Raw genomic sequence first — 20,406 nt, forward strand, 5'->3', positions numbered from 1 at the left:
GCGGCGGATCGCGCGGCTTGCGCCCTAGAACCAGGACGAGGCGCGAATCTCGCGAAGCGCCTTGCCGCGCTCTGCACGCTCAAGGCGATCGAGGTACAGCTTGCCGTCGAGGTGATCACACTCATGTTGGAGTGCCTGCGCAAGGAGCCCCTCGCCCGTAATCACCACCTCGTTGCCTTCGAGGTCGATACCGCGCACGGTGGCCTTCGGGTACCGCATGACGGGATACCAGAGGTCGGGCACTGAGAGGCAGCCCTCACCCGTAGCCTCGGGCTCTCCCTCGAGCGAGACAATCTCGGGGTTCAGGACATACTGAAGCTTGCCCTCGATGTTGAGGCTGAAGGCACGCAGCTGATGGCCGATCTGGTTCGAGGCGAGCCCCGCGCGGCCATCCATGTCGACGGTGTCGAGCAGGTCTTGCACGTGCTGCCTCACGCCGTCGTCGATGGCCCCTACTGGTTGGCACGGAGCAGCAAGAACGGGATCACCGAAGAGGCGAATGTCACGAATAGCCATAACGAAGAGGCCACCTATCTCATGAGTCGATGTGTGAAGAAGACAATGAGACAAATTCTAACGAACTGTGCCAAAGATATTGCTCAGTGCCCACTTTTCTTCGAGGGTTTCAAGGTTCACAGGGTAGAGTTAAAGCGTGCATGTTTTGAGTATTAGTTCTTTAAAAGGCGGCGTCGGTAAGACGACGGTGACACTAGGCCTCGCCTCTGCAGCGTTCTCGCTGGGGTTGCGCACCCTCGTTGTTGACCTTGACCCGCAGTCAGACGTTTCAACGGGCCTCGACGTATCGCCAACCGACGAGACCAAGAACATCGCAGATATTCTTGAGAATCCGAAGGATGTTCGCGACGCAATTCTCCCGAGTGGGTGGAACAAACACCACGACGGCGCAATCGACCTACTGCTCGGTAGCCCCTCGGCGATCAACTTCGATGGCCCTCACCCAACCATGCGCGAAATCTGGAAGCTCGAAGAGGCGCTCGCAACGGTTGAGCCCGATTACGATCTCGTACTCATCGACAGCTCTCCCTCGCTCAACGCCCTGACACGCATTGCTTGGGCTGCGAGTGACCGCGTCGTCATCGTGACCGAGCCTGGGCTCTTCGCCGTTGCCGCAGCCGACCGTGCGCTCCGTGCGATCGAAGAGATCCGTACCGGCATCAGCCCGCGTCTCGAGCCGCTCGGCATCGTCATCAACCGGACGAAGCCCCAGTCAATGGAACACCAGTTCCGCATTCGCGAGTTGCGCGAAATGTTCGGCGAGCTCATTCTTGACCCGCAGCTCCCAGAGCGCACTTCGCTCCAACAGGCACAGGGTGCGGCAAAGCCGCTGCACATGTGGCCAGGTGAGTCAGTCCAAGAAATGGCCTCGCACTTCGACACGATTCTCGGCCAGGTACTCGATTCGGTCGGCTTCGATGTCGACACGCTGCGCAAGGCTCGTCGCACCTCGATCACTGCCACGCAGGCCGTCGTTGACGTGAACGCCGACGACGAGCAGTAGAACGCTCAAACACGCTCCACCCGTTTGTGTGCCGCACCCCCGTTTTGGAGGTGCGGCACAGGCGTTTCTGAGGCCATTCACCGCGCTGCGCAGGCCTCTCGGCTCCTCGAAAACGCAACGAAAAAGCTCCGAGCGCGCAATAAGCGCGTCTCGGAGCTTCGGAAGATGCTGATGGGGCGTTATTTCCCGGTCAGCTCCTAAGAAATCTTTTTGGCTCGACGCTGTGCGAGCTCGTCAGAGGCCGAGTCGGTGACGATGACCTCCCGATGCTCTTCGAGGTCAACGAGCGTCGTTGAAACCTCCTGTAGCACCTTGCCCACGGCAATGCCGAAGACGCCCTGCCCCTGGCTCATCAGGTCAATAACCTCGTCGGGCGAGACACAGAGGTACACACCCGCGCCATCGCTCATGAGGGTCACCTCTGCGAGGTCTGAGACGCCCGAGGCGTGCAGCTGCTCGATAGCGGTGCGGATCTGCTGGAGCGAAATACCGGTGTCGAGCAGGCGCTTGACGAGCTTCAATACCAGGATGTCGCGAAAGCTGTACAGGCGCTGCGTACCTGAGCCCGCCGCGCCACGCACGGTTGGCTCAACAAGACCAGTACGAGCCCAGTAATCGAGCTGGCGGTAGCTGATACCAGCAGCACGTGCCGCTACTGCGCCTTTGTAGCCACCGTCGGTGTCAGGCTTTGGGAGGCCGTCGTCAAACAGCAGAGCATCTCCGATTGCGTCGCTCGATTCACTCGACGGCGCATCTGGCCCCTGTTGCATGTTTGCCTCCCACGTATTGAACTCCCCTAACCGTACCCAGAGGGGTGCCCACTTTCAATGAACGACTCACCTTTTTTCGACGTGTCGTAAAAAAGTTATCGAGCGTTACCTAAAAGCGTATTCCGTAGCATACCCGAGCGCACCGCTTCGAGGTGTTCGAGCATCTCAAGAGCTTCTTCACGGGCGTTCAAATTTGCCTCAGGTCGGGCTCTCAACTGGGCCGCTTGGTGCAGCAACTCGGCCTCGCGTTCGACCGAGACACGCATCATGCGCAGGTGCCTCGGGGTGATGCCGCGCTGTTCAAGAGTCACGAGCGAGCGCAACTGCTCAAGCGCATCAGCTTGAAACACCTCAACCGCGGGCAAAAGACCAGCAGAGATCGCATCGCCGAGCAACTTGGGGCTCGCGCCAGTTTGTCGCATCAGCTCCTCACGGTTGAGGATCGTGACGGGACGCAGCATCGAGGTGGTCCCTGCCGCCGCGCCTGGAATCTCTGGAGACTTCCCGTCATCGAGATCTTGCAGGTACTCCGCGATGACTTTAAGTGGCAAATAATGATCCCGTTGCAGCGTCAACACGAGCCGAATACGGTCAATGTGCGCCTGACTGAACTTGCGGTAGCCCGAGCTCGTTCGCTCTGGCGTAACAAGCCCACGGTCTTCAAGAAAACGAAGTTTCGAGAGTGTGAGGTCGTCAAAGTCAGCGCTCAGCCGGTCGAGCACCTGCCCGATACTGAGCCGATCCCCCCGCGACTTTGCGGCACCAGCCGCGGTCATGAGAAATCTTCACCAGCCAGGTCAAACCGTGACGGGAAAAACGTGAACTTGAACTTGCCCACCTGCACCTCGACGCCGTCGGCGAGCACCACGGTGCCATCGATGCGGCTACCGCCGACAAAAGTACCGTTCAGTGAGCCCAGGTCGCGCACCGAGAAGGTGGTGCCCTCGCGGCTGAACTCGGCATGCTTGCGCGAGACGGTCACATCGTCAAGAAAAATGTCGACCTCGGGGTGGCGGCCTGCAACCGTCGAAGCCTGGTCGAGCAAAAAGCGTGCGCCAAGATCGGGGCCGCGACGAACGACAAGAAGCGCGGCGCCTGATGGCAGCGACTTCACCGCCTCAATTTCGTCAACTGAGAGGTCGGTTACGCGTGACCGAATCACAGAGTTCACGTCTTCGCGGAAACGCTCCGTCTGAAAGACTCCTCCGTCTGCCGGCTTGCGACTTGAGCTTTCGATGTTCACCGAACCTCCTACCCTCTATTGACTGTCCCGTCTACGCTACCGTAGGTCGCTGAGACACGCACAATTTCTTGTGTGATTGCGACTGAAGTTTTCGATTATGACCAGCCAGGCTTTTCGTGCCGCTCAAGAAACTCAAAAACGCGCAACGAGTCGACACCGGGAAAGGTTCCTGTCGGCAGTGCCGCGAGTAGGCTCGTGGGCGTTGCTGCCTCGGGCCACGCGTTGTGCCCCCACTTCTCGCCCAGGTCATCTGGCGCCGATCGGCAGCACGATTCTTCCGGGCACCACGAGCGGGTGCGGTGCGGGGTGTCACGCCCGCGAAACCACTTCACTTCGTCGAATGGCACTCCGACGCTCACCGAGAAGTCGCCCTCTTTTGCCCCCTCGATGCGCGAGGTGCACCAGTACGTTCGCCCGTCTGGCATGTCGGTGTACTGATACCAGGGGTTAAAGCGGTCTGCCTGCCCGAACACCGTGCGCGCGGTCCAACGCCTGCAGACGGTCGCCCCTTCGAAGGCCCCAAGCACGTCACTCGGAAAGCGTACGTGATCATTCTCATAGGCTTTAATGAGCGTGCCCGACTCGTGCACCTTCATGAAGTGCACGGGAATATCGAGGCGCTCGGTCGCGAGGTTCGTGAAGCGGTGGGCGGCCATCTCGTACGAGACCGCAAAGGCGTCACGCAGATCTTCCATCGAAATTTGCCGCTGCTTGCGGGCATTCTCAAGAAACGCAACCGCGGGCTCCTCCGGCACGAGCACCGCGCCGGCCAGATAGTTCGCCTCAACGCGCTGTCGCAAGAACTCGTCATACCCGGTCGGCTCTTCGTGGCCGCACACGATGCTCGCGAGCGCGCGAACGATCGGAGTTCTGCTGTAGCGGGTGTTGCCGTGGCTCCCAAGGTAGATGCGCCCGTTGCGCTTGTCGACCACCGAGCGCGTCGAGTGCGGCAGGTCGTTCACGTAGTGCAGCGAGTAGCCGAGTCGCTCAGCAATGTCAGCCACGGTCCGCTGCGAAACGGGGCCACCCGTATAGCCCGAAACAGCGAGCAGTTCTTTGGCGTGCGCCTCGAGTTCGGCGAAATAGTTGTTGCGCACCCGCATGTCTTTACGAAGCTCGGTGTTCGTGCGCCGCGCCTCCTCTGGCGTTGCCGCGCGCTCACGGTGCAGCCGCGTGACCTCTTCGTGCAACGCGAGCACGGCCCGCAGCGTCTCATCGTTCGTCGCCGATGAAACGCGGATCGGCTCAATGCCGAGCGTCTGAAAGACCGGCCCACGTTGCGCTCGTTCGACAGCGATCTCGAGCGCTTCCCTTTCGCCCACCTCATGAATGTCGAGCAACGATGCGGCACTCGTGCCGAGCGCCTGAGCAATGCGGCGGATCATCGTGAGCTTTGGCTCCCGTCGCCCGTTCTCGATCGCCGAGAGCTGCGAGGGGGCCCGGTCAATCTTTGCCGCGAGCTGCTCGAGCGTAAAACCGCTCTCTTTGCGGCGAGCGCGAATGTTGCGACCGAGGGTGAGCGCGTCGAGCGACTCTTGGTCGTCGTCGACTTCGTGAGCGTCTTCAATCATGCCCTCATGATGACACACGAGGGTTATTTCTCACAAACAGAAATATCGCATTTCTTCACCCTCAAATTGGTCACCCGGCGGGGTTGACGGGCTTCAGAATGTAATCAACCCACTCATTTTCAACGAAGAACAAGGAGCACCTCATGTCTCTCACCATGTCTCCCACTCACGCCGATAACGGCCAAGCGTTTGCAACGAACGCGACGACCACCGTGGCTCCCCCGGCTACCGGCCGCCACCGCATCGAGGTCATCGGCCCCATGCACGATCGCTACGACGAGATCCTCACCGAAGAGGCGCTCCAGTTCGTCGCCGACCTGCACCGCATGTTTGCAAGCGGCCGTCACGACCGCCTCGCCGATCGCCAGCGTCGTCGCTTTGAAATCGGCAACGGCCGCGATCCGCACTTCCGTGCCGACACGAAGCACATTCGCGAAGACCTGACGTGGAAGGTCGCTCCCCCGGCGCCCGGCCTCACCGACCGCCGCGTCGAGATCACCGGCCCAACCGACCCGAAGATGGCCATCAACGCCCTGAACTCAGGTGCGAACGTGTGGCTCGCTGACCAGGAAGACGCGACAAGCCCCACCTGGCGCAACGTGATCGGCGGCCAACTGAGCCTGTTCGATGCGATTCGTGAGCAGCTCGAGTTCACGAGCCCCGAGGGCAAAGAGTACCGTGTCACCGCGGAGCAGACCCCGACGATCGTCATGAGGCCTCGCGGCTGGCACCTCGTCGAGAAGCACCTGCGTTACATCACCCCTCACGGCCAGGGCAGCGCAACCTCTGGCAGCCTCGTTGATTTTGGTCTGTACGCATTCCACAACGCAGCCGAGCTCGTCGCGCGTGGCCGCGGCCCCTACTTCTACATTCCGAAGATCGAGTCGAGCGAAGAGGCGCTGCTGTGGAACGAGATCTTCACGTACACCGAGTCGGTTCTCGGGCTCGAGCACGGCACGATTCGCGCGACCGTACTCATCGAGACGCTGCCCGCCGCGTTTGAGATGGAAGAGATTCTCTACGTCATGCGTGACCATATCTCGGGCTTGAACGCCGGCCGCTGGGACTACATCTTCTCGATCATCAAGCACTACCGTGGCCGTGGCGCCCGCTTCGTTCTGCCCGACCGCAGCGAGGTGACGATGACGGTGCCGTTTATGCGGGCTTACACCGAGCTGCTCGTGAAGACCTGCCACCGCCGCGGCGCCATGGCAATCGGCGGCATGAGCGCGTTCATCCCGAACCGTCGTGACCCCGAGGTTACCCGCAACGCCGAAGAGAAGGTTCACGCTGACAAGGAGCGCGAGGCAAACGACGGCTTTGACGGTACCTGGGTTGCACACCCTGATCTCATTCCCATCGCACGGGCAGCTTTCACCGAGGTGCTCGGTGATCGCCCGAACCAGCTCGATCGACAGCGCGACGACGTCACCGTGACCGAGGCCGACCTGCTCAACATGCACATCGGTCGCGACATCACCGACGAGGGAGTGCGTGAAAACGTTTCGATCGGCATCCGCTACATCGAGTCGTGGCTGCGCGGCGTAGGCGCCGCAGCGATCGACAACCTCATGGAAGATGCGGCGACGGCCGAGATTAGCCGCTCACAGATCTGGCAGTGGATCCACCAGGATCAGAAGACGGCCGAGGGAACCCCGATCAAGGCGGCGTGGGTGCGCGAGCTCATCGCCGATTTCCTCGAGAACACCCCTCGACAGGAGGGCGACCGCTTCGATACCGCGGCAGAGATCTTCGCAGAGGTTGCCCTCGGCGAGACCTTCCCGACGTTCCTGACGGTCTCGGCCTACAGCACGCACCTCGTCGAAACCGAGTAAGAGAGTAAGCCAGCGTTTTGCTCGCATTGTGGTCAGGGAGACGGCCACAATGCGAGCAAAACGTTATTGTGCGGTCTGTACTTCGCACACAAACCCAGTGAGAATAGGGTCATGACAACAGAACGAACTGTTCCTCTGCTCAGCGCACGTGACGTCTCGATCGATTTTCGCACGATGGACGGTGTGGTTCACGCGGTGCAAGATGTCAGCTTCGAGATTTCGCCCGGCGAAACCGTTGCGATCGTTGGCGAGTCGGGGTCGGGCAAGTCGACAACCGCCATGGCCCTCATCGGTCTTCTCGCCTCGGGCGGCCACGTCGCCTCAGGCAGCATCACGCTCGACGGTAACGAGCTCGTGGGGGCCTCAGAGTCGACGCTCCGCGGCATTCGCGGCCGTGACATCGGCATGGTGCCACAAGACCCCATGTCAAACCTCAACCCCGTCTCGAAGATCGGCACTCAGGTCGCCGAAACCCTTCTCGCCCACGGCCTCGCGACGAGACACACGGTCGACGCCAAAGTAATCGAGGCGCTCGAAGCAGCAGGCATCCCCAAAGCCGAGCGCCGCGCCAAGCAGTACCCGCACGAACTCTCGGGCGGCCTGCGCCAACGTGCCCTCATCGCGATCGGCCTCGCCTGCAACCCCCGCCTGCTTATCGCCGACGAGCCCACGAGCGCGCTTGACGTCACGGTGCAGCAAACCATTCTCGATCAGCTTGACGTCATGACCACCGAGCTCGGCACGAGTGTGCTGCTCATCACTCACGACCTGGGCCTTGCCGCTGAACGCGCCGAGCGCGTCATCGTCATGTACCGAGGCCGCATCGTCGAGCAGGGTCCCGCCCTCGAAATTCTCGAGAACCCGCAACATCCCTACACGCAGTCGCTCGTGCAGGCAGCCCCCTCGGTCGCCGCCGCCCGTCTGCAACCCGCCGCCCACGAGCCGGCCGTGCGCGACGCGGCCGAGACCGCCCCAACAGACACCATCGTCGAGATCGAAAACCTCACGAAGGTGTACCCCGTGCGCGGCATGAAAGACGGTTTTCACGCGGTGAGTAACGTCTCGCTCGAGATTCCCCGCGGCAAGACCGTCTCAATTGTTGGCGAATCGGGCTCAGGCAAAACGACCACCGCACGCATGCTCCTCAAGGTGATCGAACCGACGAACGGCACGATCCGCTTCGAGGGCAAAGACATCTCAAAGCTCACGAAGGCCGAAACCCGAGACTTTCGTCAGCGAGTGCAGCCCGTCTTCCAAGACCCCTACTCGAGCCTCAACCCAATGTTCACGATCGAGAGGCTCGTCGGCGAACCCCTCGAGTTCTACAAGCGCGGCGATGCCAAGTGGCGCCGCGAGCGGGTCAAAGAGCTGCTCGACAAGGTTGCGTTGCCCCAGTCGCTCATGCGTCGCTACCCATCAGAACTTTCGGGCGGCCAGCGACAGCGCGTCGCGATTGCCCGCGCCCTCGCTCTTGAGCCCGACCTCATCGTCTGCGACGAGCCGGTCTCGGCGCTCGATGTGCTCGTGCAAGACCAGATTCTCACGTTGCTGAGCGACCTGCAGCGAGAGCAAGGTCTCAGCTACCTCTTCATCTCGCACGACCTCGCGGTCGTGCGCCTCATCAGCGACTACGTCTGCGTCATGAAAGATGGCGAACTCGTCGAGGCCGCAACGAGCGAGGAGATCTTCGCGAACCCCCGCGACCCGTACACGCGCCGCCTACTCGCGTCGATTCCGGGCAACGCACTGAACATCGCGTAGGCCTGGCTCCGCCTGGCCACCTCGACGCTTTCCTGCGAGGGGAGCAACGTCGGCCTCCCCCGCGGTCACCGGCGTCTACTTGACGAAAAGCAGGGTGTTTCGCGGTAAACACCCTGCTTTTCGTCAAGTGAACGAGAAAACGACGCGCAAACAGCTGCCCGAGCACCGAGCGCGAAACCCCGCCCGCTACCGCGCCCTGGTACGCGGGTCCATCGCCTCTCGCAGCGCCTCACCCAACAGTGTGAACCCAAGCGCCGTCACTGCAATGCAGATGCCCGGCAGGAAGGCGAGTTGCGGTGCAATCGAGAGCTCGTTCTGAGCGTAGGTGAGCATGCGCCCCCACTCGGCCGTTTCGGGCCGGCCGCCGCCGAGCCCAAGGAACGAGAGCGCAGCGGCGTCGATCACGGCGGTCGCGAGGGTGAGCGTGCCCTGCACGATGACCGGGCCGATCGCGTTGGGCAGCGTGTGCGTCATCGTGATCTTGCCACGGCCGAGGCCCAGGGTTTGCGCCGAGAGCACATATTCAGAGATGTTCTGCTGCAGCATTGAAGAGCGCAGCAGCCTTGCGAAGATGGGCACCTGCGAAGCACCGATCGCGATCATCACCGCCATCGGGGTTTGACCGAGAATAGCCGCGATCGAGACCGCGAGCAGTAGGTTCGGCACCGAAAGGATAATGTCGACGAAGCGCATGATCAGCGAGTCGACCCAGCCGCCGAACGTGGCAGCGAGGAGCCCCAGAATCATGCCGCCAATGAGGCCGAGCGCGGTCGAAAGGACGCCCACGATGAGAGAGGCACGCGCGCCCCAGATGAGCTTCGAGTAGACGTCGCCGCCGAAGCGGTCGAGTCCCAGCGGGAAGCCGTCAATCTCGCCTGGCCCCGGAATGTTCGTCGGGGTAATGTGCCGCGCACCGGGCAGCGCCGTCTCAGGGTAGAGCGTGAGCAGCGGCGCAAAGAGCGCGACGAGTAGGAAGATGGCGACGATAACGGCGCCGATCCACGCGGTAGGGTTGCGCTTCAGCCGGCGAAAAACGTCGTTCCAGAAGCCACCTCGGGCATCTTCGCTGCGCTGCTTCGCCTGAACGGCGTGGGCCACGGTGTCGACGGGCACCTGCGATTCTGGGGGTGTCGGGAGTTGCGTCACTGTACCCTCACTCTCGGGTCAATCAACGTATACGAGACATCGACGATGAGGTTGATGAGCGCGTACGCGAGTGCGATGAAGATGATGAAGCCCTGCAGCACCGGGAAGTCTCGCTGGAAGATCGCGGTCGCGAGAAACGACCCAATGCCGGGAAAGGCGAAGACGGTCTCGGTGAGCACCGCTCCTGAGATGAGTAGGCCCGCTTGGAGGCCGATGGTGGTAACGACCGGCAGTAGCGCATTGCGCATGATGAAGCGCGTGCGAAGCGTTCGGGGTGCGACACCCTTGCCCTTACCGGTGCGAACGAAGTCGGCGTTTTGCACCTCGAGCACGCTCGCTCGCGTGATGCGAACGATGATTGCGAGGGGGATCGTCGCGAGCGCGACGGCGGGCAAAATGAGGTGCACGATTGCGTTCCACGCGGCATCGAATTCGCCGGTGATGATGCCATCCCACACATAGAACCCGGTCGGGTGTGTGGCGTCGATGCGGGGGCTCTGCCGCCCATCTGATGGCAACCAGCCGAGCTTCACCGCGAAGATGAACTTGAGAATGAACGCGAGAAAGAAGACCGGAATGGTGATGCCGACGAGGCTGAGAATGACCGAAGCGTGATCGCTCACCTTGCCGTAGCGTCGTGCAGCGAAATAGCCGAGCGGTACGCCGATACCGACCGCAATGATGAGCGCGAGAAATGACAGCTCGAGCGTCGCCGGGAAGCGGCGCATGAACTCATCGACCACTGGCCTTGAGGTTTGGATCGAGGTTCCGAAGTCGCCCTGCAGCAGCCGCCCGGCCCAGATGAAGTATTGCTCATACCAGGGCCGGTCAAAACCGTACAGCTCGTTTACTCGCTCAATAGCTTCTGGGGTTGCTTTCTCTCCGAGGAGCGCCACTGCGGGCCCTCCGGGAAGCGCACGCACCCAGGCAAAGAGCAAGATGCTTAGACCAATCATCGTGGGAACGAGCAGCAGCAGCCGCTTGCCGATTACACGAAGCACTCAAACCTCCGTTGAATAAAGCATTGATGCGCTGGGCCTTTCGCAAACGACGACCCAGCGCATCAATGACGAACTACTTCGTGAGAACGATCTCGTTGTAGACCTCGTCGTTCACCGGGCTAGCCGGGTAGCTTTCGACGCGGTCTGAGAAGGCGAGCGTTGGCGCTGGGTGCGCGAGGGGCACACCTGGCACAAACTCTGCCACCTGTTCGTTAATCGCTTCGTAGAGCGGGGTCTGCTTCTCGAGGTTCGGCTCGCCTCGGGCAGCCTGCAGAGCATCGAAGAGCTCTGAGTTGTTGAAGCCCCACTCGAGGCTCTCCTGACCGAAGAACACGCCGACGAAGTTGTCTGAGTCGTTGTAGTCACCGGTCCAGCCGAGCAGGTGAATACCGTGGTTATCGGTTCCGGTCGTGAGGTTAATGTAGTCAACCCACTCGTTCGTGATCGGGTTGACCTTGATTCCGGCCTCTTCAAGCTGGCTCGCGAGCACCGTGAAGGTCTGCTCTGGGGTCGGCATGTAGGGGCGCGAAACGTTTACCGGGTAGTTGAAGTCGAGCGTCAGCGGGTTACTCTCGTCATAACCGGCCTCAGCGAGCAGCGACTTTGCCTTCTCAACGTCATAATCGTAGGTCTTCACCGATTTGTTGTAACCGTTGACAACCTCTGGCATAAACTGCGTTGCCTTCTGCGTACCCGCAGGCATGACCTGGCTGATGAGCGCGTCTTTATCAATCGCGTATGAGATGGCCTCGCGAACCTTGATGTCTTGCAACTCGGGAATTGCCTGGTTGAAAGCAAGGTACAGAATCGTGAAGGGCGGGCGTGACTCCATGTGGTAACCAGCCTCTTCAAGCGCTTCGGTATCGGCGGGGCCGACGAGGTCGTACCCGTCAATCGCGCCCGATTCAAGGGCCTGTCGACGCGCGGTTGGGTCGTCGATGACACGGAAGATGATGTCGGTCACCTGCCCCTGCTCGCCCCAGTAGTCTTTGTACGCCTTGAGCTTGATCTGCTCGCCCGGCGCCCACTCGACGAATTCAAAAGGCCCTGTGCCCGTCGGGTGCTTGGTAGCGTATTCAGACATGCTCGGTGACTCTTCAGTGCCGCCAACGTTGTCTGCCTCGAACTCTTCAAGCGCCTTCGGGCTCTGCATCGCAAACGCGGGCAGCGAGAGCGAGGCGATGAATCCCGCGAAGGGCTTGTTCAGCTCAATCGTTACCTCGTGCTCGCCGTTCGGGGTGCACGACTTGTACACGGCATTGTCGGGGTCATCGGCAAAGGCCTGGAAGAGCTTGCCGTAGTAGTAAGCAAAGGTGGGGCTCGTTGCGATGCCCTCCCAGTGGTACCAGCGCTCGAAGTTCGTGCACACAGCCTCGGCGTTGAAGTCGGTGCCGTCGTGGAAGGTCACGCCTTCTTTCAGTTTAAAGGTGTGTGACATGCCATCGGGAGCTGATTCCCAATCTTCGGCAAGCAATGGAGCGGGGTCAGCCGTTCCGGGCTTCACGCCAATGAGCCCCTCAAAAATGTTTCGTGACACTCGGAACGACTCGCCATCCTGCGCAAATGCAGGGTCAAGGCTTGCCGGGTCGCTCGAGGCGGCGAACACGAAGGTACCGTCGACATCTTTCGCGGCACCCCCTTCATCGCCGTTGCCACGTTCGCTCTGAACGCAACCCGTCAAGACGAGAACGGCAGCGAGGCCACCGGCGAGCATTCCTCCGATTCTTCGGAGCGGGGTTTGGTGCATCTTTGCATCCTTCCAGGTCAGCGCTTCTGCGCGCAAAAAGAACGACAGAGTCGATCGGTTACTCTCGAGCCTAGCCAATCACCCGCCGCTTCTTAAGGGCTTCTCGTCTCAGTTTGATCACAAACGTCGAGCACCGTTCCCGAGAAACTCGAGCACAGCGGTGCACAGCGCGCTTACTCCGGTGTCGATCGTCGGCTGCACAACCGGAACCATGCGAGGCGAATGGTTCGTGGGAATATCTGTCGCCACGTTTCCGCGAGCCTCAGCCTGTTCATATTCGGCGCGATCCCAACCGCCCCAGTACCAAAAGCCGAGTGGAACGCCGGCGTCGCGCGCAAACCATGACACATCTTCACTCCCGGGCGACATCCCGGGGTCGCTCACGTTCGAATCACCGAAGGTGTCACGAAACGCCGCCATCACTCGATTAGCAACCGACTCATCGTTGACGGTGGGTGGCAGGGTTTCGGTCACCTCAATTGTGGGTGGCGTCTCGGCCCCCGACGCGAGAGCCTCGGCCTCGACGATACGCCGAATATGAGTGAGCAACTGCTCTCTCACGCTCTCCTTCGCGTATCGAATGCTCACATCAAGCGTCGCGACCTCGCCAATAATGTTGTCCTTATGGCCCGCGCGCATCGCCCCGACGGTGACGACGGCCACCTCAAGCGGATCAATGTGCCGAGAAACGACCGTCTGCAATCGCATGACCGTCGCCGCGGCCATCACAACCGGATCAACCGTGGTGTGAGGCCTCGAGCCGTGCCCTCCTCGCCCGTGTAGTGTGATGCGCACCGTGTCACAGCCAGCGTTCTGCGTGCCGGGGTGCATGCGCAAGGTACCCGCAGGCGCGGGGTACAGATGTTGCCCGAGCACCAGGTCAGGCCGGGGCGCGAGGTCGAGCGCACCATCGTCAAGCATTGCTCTCGCCCCGGCACCGAGTTCTTCGGCCGGTTGAAAGACAACAACGACGGTGCCCGCCCAGGTGTCACGTTCACGGCTCAACCGTTCGGCTGCACCGATCATTGCGGTCATGTGCATGTCATGACCGCAGGCGTGCATCACGGGAACTGTTTCGCCTGACTCGTCAACGCCAGTTGCCTGGCTCGCATGGGCATGCTCGCCCTGTTCTTGTACTGGTAGCGCGTCCATGTCTGCCCGCAACCACAAGCACGGCCCTGCTCCGTTGCTCAGCACACCAAGCACTCCGGTCTTACCAACGCCCTCGGTAACCGCAAACCCTAAAGAGCGCAGATGCGAGGCGAGCAGAGCAGCCGTACGGTGTTCTTGAAACGACAGTTCCGGGTGCGTATGAAGGTCAAAATAGAGGGATTTAAGATCAATGGCCATACCTTAGAGTACGACGCTGCCCCATGAAACGGTAGTGTCTTAAGCCCCGCCATTTTCGGTATCAACCTGAGGCGTTGAACCGTCTGCTTCTTCTTCGGCATCGGTATCGGCATCCTCTGGTACCTCAGCCACAGCGGGAGCCAGTTCGTCAACCAGCAAGTGCTCAGTGTCGATGTCGCCCGTACGATACGAAGCACGGCCCACCATATGAGCAGCGACGGGTGCCGTAAGCGATTGGAACACAAAAACCGGCAGCAACGCGAAAAAGACGACCCAGGACTGCATCGAGAGCACGATCGCGAGAATCACGAGAATAAGGCCAAGCACCTGAGGCTTCGTTACGGCGTGCAGCTTCGTGAGCACATCAGTGAAACGTAAGAGGCCTACACCAGCGGCTACCGAGAGCAGCGAGGCTCCGAGCAGCAGCAACGCGGGAAGAATGACCGTGAAAAAATCACTCATATGAACCCTCCACCGGTGGAACCGCTCTTCCCTGCCTGCGCCGCACATAGATGGCAACCATGATGGTCGCGAGCACCGACGTTGCAGCGAGCAACACCATGAGGCCGATCGTCGTTGTGTGTTTGTTGATGACCATCTCGGTACCGACAACGAGCATAAGGGTCGTCACGAGCACGTCAGAGGCGACCATACGGTCAAGAATCGTGGGCCCGAAGATGACCCGAATGAGCGCGAGCACAGCCGTCACGGCAAAACCTGCGCCGGCAACAACCGTGATCCACATCGCAATGGTTTCAGCCAACGAGCTTCACCTCTTCCCGAGATCCGAGCGTGCGAATAAGGAGTCGTTCAATGTGGGCGACTTCGCGCCTCATCTTCTCGACCGCCTCATGGTCTGGGGTGTTCAAAACGTGCAAGAACAAGACCTGATTTTCGCGATCAACGTCGACAATGAACGAGCCTGGAATAAGCGAGATTGTGAGGCCGACGAGCGTCAGAATAAAGTCAGAGTTCGTGCGCAGCCTCACTGCGATGACCGAACGGAGTGGCACGGGTTTCGGGCGCACCGCGATCCACGCCACCTCGAGCGAAGCAATTGCGACCTGCGAGAAAAAGTAGCCAACGTAGCGCAGGCACCACCACAGGTTAAAGCGGCCCGCCAGCTCTACCGGCGGGAGGTAAAAGACGCGCATGACGACAAACGCCACAACCACGCCACCGATAAACGTGAAAAGCGAGAATTCTCGCCACAGAGCCATCCACGTGATGACAAGCCCGAGCAGGAGCGGAAATTCGTACCGCCGAATTTGGCGTTCAATCTTACGACCCTCGACACTCACGGTACAACCTCCTTCATCTCAGAGTCAGGAACCGTTGTCTCGCCATCGCCACTCCCCTGCCCAGAGTCAGGGTTATTGAGCACCGCGTCGTTGATCTTTTCGGGGGTCATGAGCGTCTCGCCCGCAGCCGTTGCGTAGGTGAAGAGCGGCCCAGCGAACACCGTCAGTGCGAGGCTCACGGTCACCATGCCACCGGTCGCCCAGCTCATGAGCTTCGGGATGTCCCGCCGCTCTTGCACCTCAACGTGCTCCTGCGCGTCGAGCTGCGAAAGCACCGACTTAAAGCCGAGAGCGTTGGTTACCGTCGGGGTCTGGTTTGGGCTGCGCCAAAACGCAAGGCCCCAAGCTCGAAGCAGCGCGTAGAGCGTCAGCAGCGAGACCACGGCGCCGACGCCAATGAGCCAGTACGCTTCGGCGGTCCCGAGTTCGGCGGCCGCCTCGAAGAGGGCAAGCTTGCCAATGAAACCCGAGAACGGGGGAATGCCTCCGAGATTGAGCAGCGGGATAAAGGTGAGCACCGCGATCCACGGCGCCTTCTTGAGCAGCCCGCCGAGACGCAGGAGTGAGGTTGTGCCGCCCTGCCTCTCGATGAGACCCACCGCCAAGAAGAGCGTCGTTTGCACAATAATGTGGTGCGCGATGTAGTAGGTCGTGGCCGCATAACCGGCTTTCGACGCCATCGCCACGCCAAAGATGAGGTAACCGATGTGGCTAATGAGGGTGAACGAGAGCAACCGTTTGATGTCGAGCTGCGCTATCGCGCCCAGAATACCGACGACGAGTGTGAGCCCCGCGATAACAAACAGCAGCGTGTTGATGTTCGAGTCGTAGAAGATCAATGACTGGCTGCGAATGATCGCGTAAACGCCAACCTTCGTGAGCAGGCCCGCGAACACGGCGGTTACGGGAGCCGGCGCCGTCGGGTATGAGTCTGGAAGCCAGAACGCGAGCGGGAAAACCGCCGCCTTCACGCCGAACGCAATAAGAAGCAAGAGGTTGAGCATGAGCTGCACGTCGTACGGCAACTCAGCGATGCGCAACGAAAGGTGCGCCATGTTCACGGTTCCGGTCGCGCCGTAAATGAAACCGATAGCGGCAAGAAAAATCACTGACGAGACGAGCGAGACCACAATATAGGTCGTGCCCTGCCGAATGCGCTGCGGAGTGCCGCCGAGGGTAATGAGCACGTAGCTTGCCACGAGCAAGATCTCGAAACCGACATAGAGGTTGAACAGGTCGCCCGCAATAAACGCGTTTGTGACGCCCGCACCAAGCACAAGGTAGGTCGGCGCGTAGATCGAGACCGGTGCCTCATCGTCACCATCGGCAAGACCCTGGCCGAGCGAGAAGAAGTACACGCCAAGGAGCACGATCGCCGAGACGCCCACCATGAGCGCTGCGAGCCGATCAACGACGAGCACGATGCCGAAGGGCGCGGCCCAGCCGCCAATCTCCATCGTGAGCACACCGTACTGCGTGACGCCGTACATGAGCACACCGCTCAGCACCACGATCGTCGCGAGTGCGAGTACCGTAATGCCCTGCTTCACCTTTTGACGCTTCGGAATAATCATCGTGAGCGCAGCCGACACGAGCGGCACGAGCACGAGCAGCGGGATCAGGTTATTCATGAACGGGCCCCTCTCCCGCCACGAGCGCTGTCGGCCTCAGCATCGCTGTCGCCATCGCCGTCGCTGAACTCTGGCGTCTCGGCAACGTCTTCGTCTGAAATCTCCTCGAATGTGAGCGTGTCAGTGGTCTGCGCCCGCTCAATGTCTTCAAGGTCATCTTGCACCGCGTCGTCAAGATCTTTCGCGTGGCTCCACGAGCGATAAATCAGTGCGAGCATGAACGCGGTAACGCCAAAGGTAATCACGATCGCGGTCAGAATGAAGGCCTGAGGCAGCGGATCGGAGGTCTCGCCCTCGGCACCCATGATCGGAGCCGCACCAAAATTCCCACTCATGAGGAAGAGCAGCAGGTTTGTCGCGTTGCCTGCGAGCAAAAAACCGAGCAGCACCCGCGTCAGGCTTCGGTCGAGCAAGAGGTAAAAACCGCAGGCGTACATGACCACCATCGTGATCACGAGAATGAGAGGCATCGTCATGATTGCTCGGCCTCCTCTTCTGCCATGGCGAGTTCGTGTTCTTCTTGTTCGTCAATCTCAGAGCCGAGACTTCGCAGAACATCGAGCATGAGTCCAAACACCACGAGGTACACGCCGATGTCGAAGATGGTCGATGTGACGAAAGAGATTTCGCCGAAAGGCCCGAGCGAGAGGTCAAACCACGACGAGGCAAGCGCTGCCTGGCCGAAGAAAAGCGGCACGAGAGCGGTTCCTGTCGCAAGAATAAGCCCGAGCCCAAGGATTCGGCCGGCATTGAGCGTCACCGTCGCGGCAAGCTCGTGCCTTCCGCCAGCCTGGTACCGAGCGACGAGCGCCAGGCCCGCCACGAGCCCTGCAGCGAAACCGCCGCCCGGGGCGTTGTGCCCCGCGAGCAAAAGGTAGATCGACACAATAATGAGTGCCGGGAAGAGCAGGCGTACGACGACCTCAAGAATGATCGAGCGGTGCTCTGGCAACAGTTTGTAGCCGGCGAGGCTCCACCTCGTGAGGTTTGTTGGATCATCGGGGTCTGCGACGCGCTTCAGGTGCTGACGCATGTTGAGGCGCGCTGCCTTGCGACCGGTCTTTGGCAGGTTATCGCCGCGCGTGTTCAAGAAGATGAGCGAGGCGACACCGGTTGCGGCAGCGAGAACCACCGAGAGTTCACCCATGGTGTCCCAACCGCGAATATCGACAAGGGTCACGTTCACGACGTTGACGCCGTGGCCGCCCTTCACGGCTAGTTCGCCAAAGAACTCTGAGATCGGTGTTGCGGTTCGTGCCGAGAGCGATAGCAGGGCGACCATACCGAGCCCCAGGGCAACCGTTACGGCGATAACACCGCGTACAATCTTGACCTTCGTTGAGGCCGTGACTTTAATGTCGATGGGCAGCTGACGAATGACGAGAATGAACGCGATCATTGTGATCGTCTCAACGAGGGCCTGAGTGACCGCGAGGTCAGGAGCGCCGTGCAGCGCGAAGATGGCAACCATGCCGTAGCCAGTCACTCCGACGAGTACGACCGCTTTAAAACGGGTTTTCGCCTGAGCTGCGCGGATCGTCGCCGCGATCATGATGATCGCGAGCGGCAGCTGGGCCCAGTTCGTCAGGAACGTATACTCGTCAGGCCATGTACCCGGCACGAGGAACAGCACCGCGAGAGCGACGATCATCGTAATAAGAATGGTGCCGATGTAGAAGGGCAACGAGCCTCGCTGCGTGGTCGCCGTGGTCTTCACCGACATCACGTCGAGCAGGTTCATAACGCGCCAGTAGGCGTGCGAAGCGCTGTATCGCTCGGGCATCGTTGGCAGGTGCGCTTCGTGATCGCGGATCGCTGCAAACACAATGAGGCCGGTCGCAACCATGAGCAGTGTGACGATCAGTGCCGGCGTAATCCCGTGCCAGAGCCCGAGCTCGCTCGCTGCTCTGCCGTCGGTCATCAGCGTGAGCCAAGACTCAAACTGCTTCGAGAACAGACCACCGAGTGTCGCGAGAACCACGAACACCGTTGGGGCGACGTAGATCCACTTCGAAACCTTGTGCACCTCGGGTGGCGTAGGCACACCCTTGCGGTTGCCGAAGGCACCCCAGACAAAGCGGGCCATGTAACCGACCGTCAGCGCGCTGCCGCCGACGAAGGCGACGAGGGCAACCCAGACGAGCCAGGAGTCACTGCGTTCGGTAATGAGCGCTGTGAGCGCCGCCTCTTTCGCAACAAAACCGATGAAGATCGGGAGGCCCGCCATCGATGCGGCAGCGATCGTACCGATGATTGCGAGACCGGGATGCCGTTTTGCGATGCCGCTGAGGTTACGGAGGTCACGCTCACTCGTTGAGTGATCGATGATACCAACGGTTAAGAACAGAGGTGCTTTTGCGACGGCGTGAGCAAACAGCAGGGTCAGCGCCGCGTACTCTATACCCGGCATTCCGAGACCGAAGAGCATCACGAGCATACCGAGCTGGCTCACGGTGCCGTGAGCAATGATGAGTTTAATATCGTACTGGCGCAACGCTCTCATTGCGCCCCACACCATCGTGATGGCGCCGAGCACGACAAGCATAGGGAGCAGCCCGGGAACGAAGCTGTAGGCGGGCACGAAGCGTGCAATGAGGTATACGCCGGCCTTCACCATTGCGGCTGCGTGAAGGTATGCGCTCACGGGTGTCGGCGCAGCCATTGCGCCAGGAAGCCAGAAGTGGAACGGGAAGATCGCAGATTTGGTGAGCGCCCCCAGCATGATGAGCATGATGGCCGTCGTGAGGGTTCCTGACGCGGCTGGTGGGTTCGCAAGCATTTCAGCGAGTGAGGCCGTACCGGTCATATTCGCGAGAATCACGAAGCCTGCGAGCATACCGAGCCCGCCGAGCGTCGTCACAACGAGTGCCTGCAGCGCAGCTGATCGGGCGATGCTCGAACGGTGGTTGTGCGCAACCAGGAGGAAGCTGAAGACTGTCGTGCTCTCCCAGAACATGAAGAGCAGGAAGACGTTGTCTGAGATGACCAGGCCGAGCATTGATACAGAGAACGCGAGGAAGATCGCCGTAAATCGGGCGGTGGCTTGGTCGTTCGGGTGGAAATACCACCTCGAGTAGAGCAGTATGAGCGCTCCTGCCCCGGTCACGAGTAACGCGAGCGAAAGGCTCAAAGCGTCAATGCGCAAGGCAAGGTTGAGGCTGAGCTGCGGCAGCCACTCGATGTTCTCTTCAATGACCGCTCCAGCGGCCACCTGAGGAATAAACGTGAGGTATGAAACACAAATGGCTCCGAGCACAAAGACTCCATAGAGGAAGCCGTTGCGCCCGAAGCGTCGTACTACTGGGTGTGCGGTAAGGGTCGTGAAAACCAGCACAATCACTGTGCCAGTAAACCACCCCATGGGCACCTCCCTACAATGTATAGCTTAGTCGAACTCGGTCCGACTATGAAAAAAGGGGCTGGTCTCGATACTGAGACCAGCCCCTTTCCCATTAAAAGAAGTCCGGCGGTGTCCTACTCTCCCACGAGGTCCCCCTCGCAGTACCATCGGCGCAGTCAGCCTTAGCTACC

The 20,406-nt window shown here is 60.5% G+C and carries 18 protein-coding genes and 1 rRNA gene; 3 read left to right on the forward strand and 16 right to left on the reverse strand.

Annotation, left to right across the window (positions count from 1 at the left end):
- Positions 1-24: 24 nt before the first annotated feature.
- The gene (gene def / locus KTJ78_RS03650) at positions 25-516 is read right to left on the reverse strand and encodes a peptide deformylase (RefSeq protein WP_217132653.1); all 492 of its coding nucleotides are present in this window, start codon (positions 514-516) and stop codon (positions 25-27) included.
- A 136-nt stretch (positions 517-652) separates the two neighbouring features.
- On the opposite strand from def, the gene KTJ78_RS03655 reads away from it, so the two are divergent.
- Positions 653-1,519, forward strand: coding sequence for a ParA family protein (locus KTJ78_RS03655; RefSeq protein WP_217132655.1), 867 nt, complete (start codon positions 653-655; stop codon positions 1,517-1,519).
- Between the two features lie 197 nt (positions 1,520-1,716).
- On the opposite strand, the gene KTJ78_RS03660 is transcribed toward KTJ78_RS03655, so the two are convergent.
- The 4 genes from KTJ78_RS03660 to KTJ78_RS03675 form a co-directional block, all read right to left on the reverse strand.
- Positions 1,717-2,289: a MerR family transcriptional regulator gene (locus tag KTJ78_RS03660; protein ID WP_217132656.1), complete on the reverse strand. Its 573-nt coding sequence runs from the start codon at positions 2,287-2,289 to the stop codon at positions 1,717-1,719.
- A gap of 95 nt (positions 2,290-2,384) precedes the next feature.
- Positions 2,385-3,065 (reverse strand): transcriptional regulator FtsR, encoded by a 681-nt coding sequence (ftsR, locus tag KTJ78_RS03665; protein WP_217132657.1) that lies wholly within the window; start codon positions 3,063-3,065, stop codon positions 2,385-2,387.
- Positions 3,062-3,460 (reverse strand): FHA domain-containing protein, encoded by a 399-nt coding sequence (locus KTJ78_RS03670; RefSeq protein ID WP_369807963.1) that lies wholly within the window; start codon positions 3,458-3,460, stop codon positions 3,062-3,064. Before KTJ78_RS03670 ends, ftsR begins: the two co-directional genes overlap by 4 nt.
- 167 nt (positions 3,461-3,627) lie before the next feature.
- On the reverse strand, positions 3,628-5,103 hold the full coding sequence (locus KTJ78_RS03675; RefSeq protein WP_217132659.1) for a helix-turn-helix transcriptional regulator: 1,476 nt from the start codon (positions 5,101-5,103) through the stop codon (positions 3,628-3,630).
- Between the two features lie 155 nt (positions 5,104-5,258).
- On the opposite strand from KTJ78_RS03675, the gene aceB reads away from it, so the two are divergent.
- Positions 5,259-6,938, forward strand: coding sequence for a malate synthase A (aceB, locus tag KTJ78_RS03680; RefSeq protein ID WP_217132747.1), 1,680 nt, complete (start codon positions 5,259-5,261; stop codon positions 6,936-6,938).
- Between the two features lie 111 nt (positions 6,939-7,049).
- Positions 7,050-8,699, forward strand: coding sequence for an ABC transporter ATP-binding protein (locus KTJ78_RS03685; RefSeq protein WP_217132660.1), 1,650 nt, complete (start codon positions 7,050-7,052; stop codon positions 8,697-8,699).
- Positions 8,700-8,885: 186 nt separating this feature from the next.
- Here KTJ78_RS03685 and KTJ78_RS03690 read toward each other — a convergent pair whose 3' ends face one another.
- The 11 genes from KTJ78_RS03690 to rrf all read right to left on the reverse strand — a co-directional run.
- Positions 8,886-9,797 carry an ABC transporter permease gene (locus KTJ78_RS03690; RefSeq protein WP_369807964.1) on the reverse strand — a complete coding sequence of 304 codons (912 nt, stop codon included), beginning with the start codon at positions 9,795-9,797 and terminating at the stop codon, positions 8,886-8,888.
- Between the two features lie 44 nt (positions 9,798-9,841).
- Positions 9,842-10,846 carry an ABC transporter permease gene (locus KTJ78_RS03695; protein WP_217132664.1) on the reverse strand — a complete coding sequence of 335 codons (1,005 nt, stop codon included), beginning with the start codon at positions 10,844-10,846 and terminating at the stop codon, positions 9,842-9,844.
- Between the two features lie 73 nt (positions 10,847-10,919).
- On the reverse strand, positions 10,920-12,593 hold the full coding sequence (locus tag KTJ78_RS03700) for an ABC transporter substrate-binding protein (protein WP_217132666.1): 1,674 nt from the start codon (positions 12,591-12,593) through the stop codon (positions 10,920-10,922).
- Positions 12,594-12,710: 117 nt separating this feature from the next.
- Positions 12,711-13,943 (reverse strand): amidohydrolase, encoded by a 1,233-nt coding sequence (locus KTJ78_RS03705; RefSeq protein ID WP_217132668.1) that lies wholly within the window; start codon positions 13,941-13,943, stop codon positions 12,711-12,713.
- A 39-nt stretch (positions 13,944-13,982) separates the two neighbouring features.
- Positions 13,983-14,405 (reverse strand): monovalent cation/H(+) antiporter subunit G, encoded by a 423-nt coding sequence (mnhG, locus tag KTJ78_RS03710; RefSeq protein ID WP_217132670.1) that lies wholly within the window; start codon positions 14,403-14,405, stop codon positions 13,983-13,985.
- On the reverse strand, positions 14,398-14,706 hold the full coding sequence (locus KTJ78_RS03715; protein ID WP_333735215.1) for an MrpF/PhaF family protein: 309 nt from the start codon (positions 14,704-14,706) through the stop codon (positions 14,398-14,400). Before KTJ78_RS03715 ends, mnhG begins: the two co-directional genes overlap by 8 nt.
- Complete coding sequence (locus KTJ78_RS03720; protein ID WP_217132672.1) at positions 14,699-15,244, reverse strand: Na+/H+ antiporter subunit E; 546 nt, start codon at positions 15,242-15,244, stop codon at positions 14,699-14,701. The genes KTJ78_RS03715 and KTJ78_RS03720 overlap by 8 nt, the downstream gene beginning before the upstream one ends.
- Positions 15,241-16,875: a Na+/H+ antiporter subunit D gene (locus KTJ78_RS03725; protein ID WP_217132674.1), complete on the reverse strand. Its 1,635-nt coding sequence runs from the start codon at positions 16,873-16,875 to the stop codon at positions 15,241-15,243. Before KTJ78_RS03725 ends, KTJ78_RS03720 begins: the two co-directional genes overlap by 4 nt.
- On the reverse strand, positions 16,872-17,351 hold the full coding sequence (locus KTJ78_RS03730; RefSeq protein ID WP_217132676.1) for a Na(+)/H(+) antiporter subunit C: 480 nt from the start codon (positions 17,349-17,351) through the stop codon (positions 16,872-16,874). The genes KTJ78_RS03725 and KTJ78_RS03730 overlap by 4 nt, the downstream gene beginning before the upstream one ends.
- On the reverse strand, positions 17,348-20,236 hold the full coding sequence (locus KTJ78_RS03735) for a Na+/H+ antiporter subunit A (RefSeq protein WP_217132678.1): 2,889 nt from the start codon (positions 20,234-20,236) through the stop codon (positions 17,348-17,350). The genes KTJ78_RS03730 and KTJ78_RS03735 overlap by 4 nt, the downstream gene beginning before the upstream one ends.
- A 100-nt stretch (positions 20,237-20,336) precedes the next feature.
- Positions 20,337-20,406, reverse strand: a 5S ribosomal RNA gene (gene rrf, locus KTJ78_RS14045); the annotation flags it as partial.

Origin of the sequence: Leucobacter chinensis, from assembly GCF_019049105.1 — a bacterium.
GTDB classification, from domain to species: domain Bacteria; phylum Actinomycetota; class Actinomycetes; order Actinomycetales; family Microbacteriaceae; genus Leucobacter_A; species Leucobacter_A chinensis.

Coding starts and splice junctions, on each gene's coding strand:
- def (WP_217132653.1), bottom strand. CDS start 516: ATGGCTATTCGTGACATTCGCCTCTTCGGTGATCCCGTTCTTGCTGCT.
- KTJ78_RS03660 (WP_217132656.1), bottom strand. CDS start 2,289: ATGCAACAGGGGCCAGATGCGCCGTCGAGTGAATCGAGCGACGCAATC.
- ftsR (WP_217132657.1), bottom strand. CDS start 3,065: ATGACCGCGGCTGGTGCCGCAAAGTCGCGGGGGGATCGGCTCAGTATC.
- KTJ78_RS03675 (WP_217132659.1), bottom strand. CDS start 5,103: ATGATTGAAGACGCTCACGAAGTCGACGACGACCAAGAGTCGCTCGAC.
- aceB (WP_217132747.1), top strand. CDS start 5,259: ATGTCTCCCACTCACGCCGATAACGGCCAAGCGTTTGCAACGAACGCG.
- KTJ78_RS03685 (WP_217132660.1), top strand. CDS start 7,050: ATGACAACAGAACGAACTGTTCCTCTGCTCAGCGCACGTGACGTCTCG.
- KTJ78_RS03700 (WP_217132666.1), bottom strand. CDS start 12,593: ATGCACCAAACCCCGCTCCGAAGAATCGGAGGAATGCTCGCCGGTGGC.
- KTJ78_RS03705 (WP_217132668.1), bottom strand. CDS start 13,943: ATGGCCATTGATCTTAAATCCCTCTATTTTGACCTTCATACGCACCCG.
- mnhG (WP_217132670.1), bottom strand. CDS start 14,405: ATGAGTGATTTTTTCACGGTCATTCTTCCCGCGTTGCTGCTGCTCGGA.
- KTJ78_RS03725 (WP_217132674.1), bottom strand. CDS start 16,875: ATGAATAACCTGATCCCGCTGCTCGTGCTCGTGCCGCTCGTGTCGGCT.
- KTJ78_RS03730 (WP_217132676.1), bottom strand. CDS start 17,351: ATGACGATGCCTCTCATTCTCGTGATCACGATGGTGGTCATGTACGCC.
- KTJ78_RS03735 (WP_217132678.1), bottom strand. CDS start 20,236: ATGGGGTGGTTTACTGGCACAGTGATTGTGCTGGTTTTCACGACCCTT.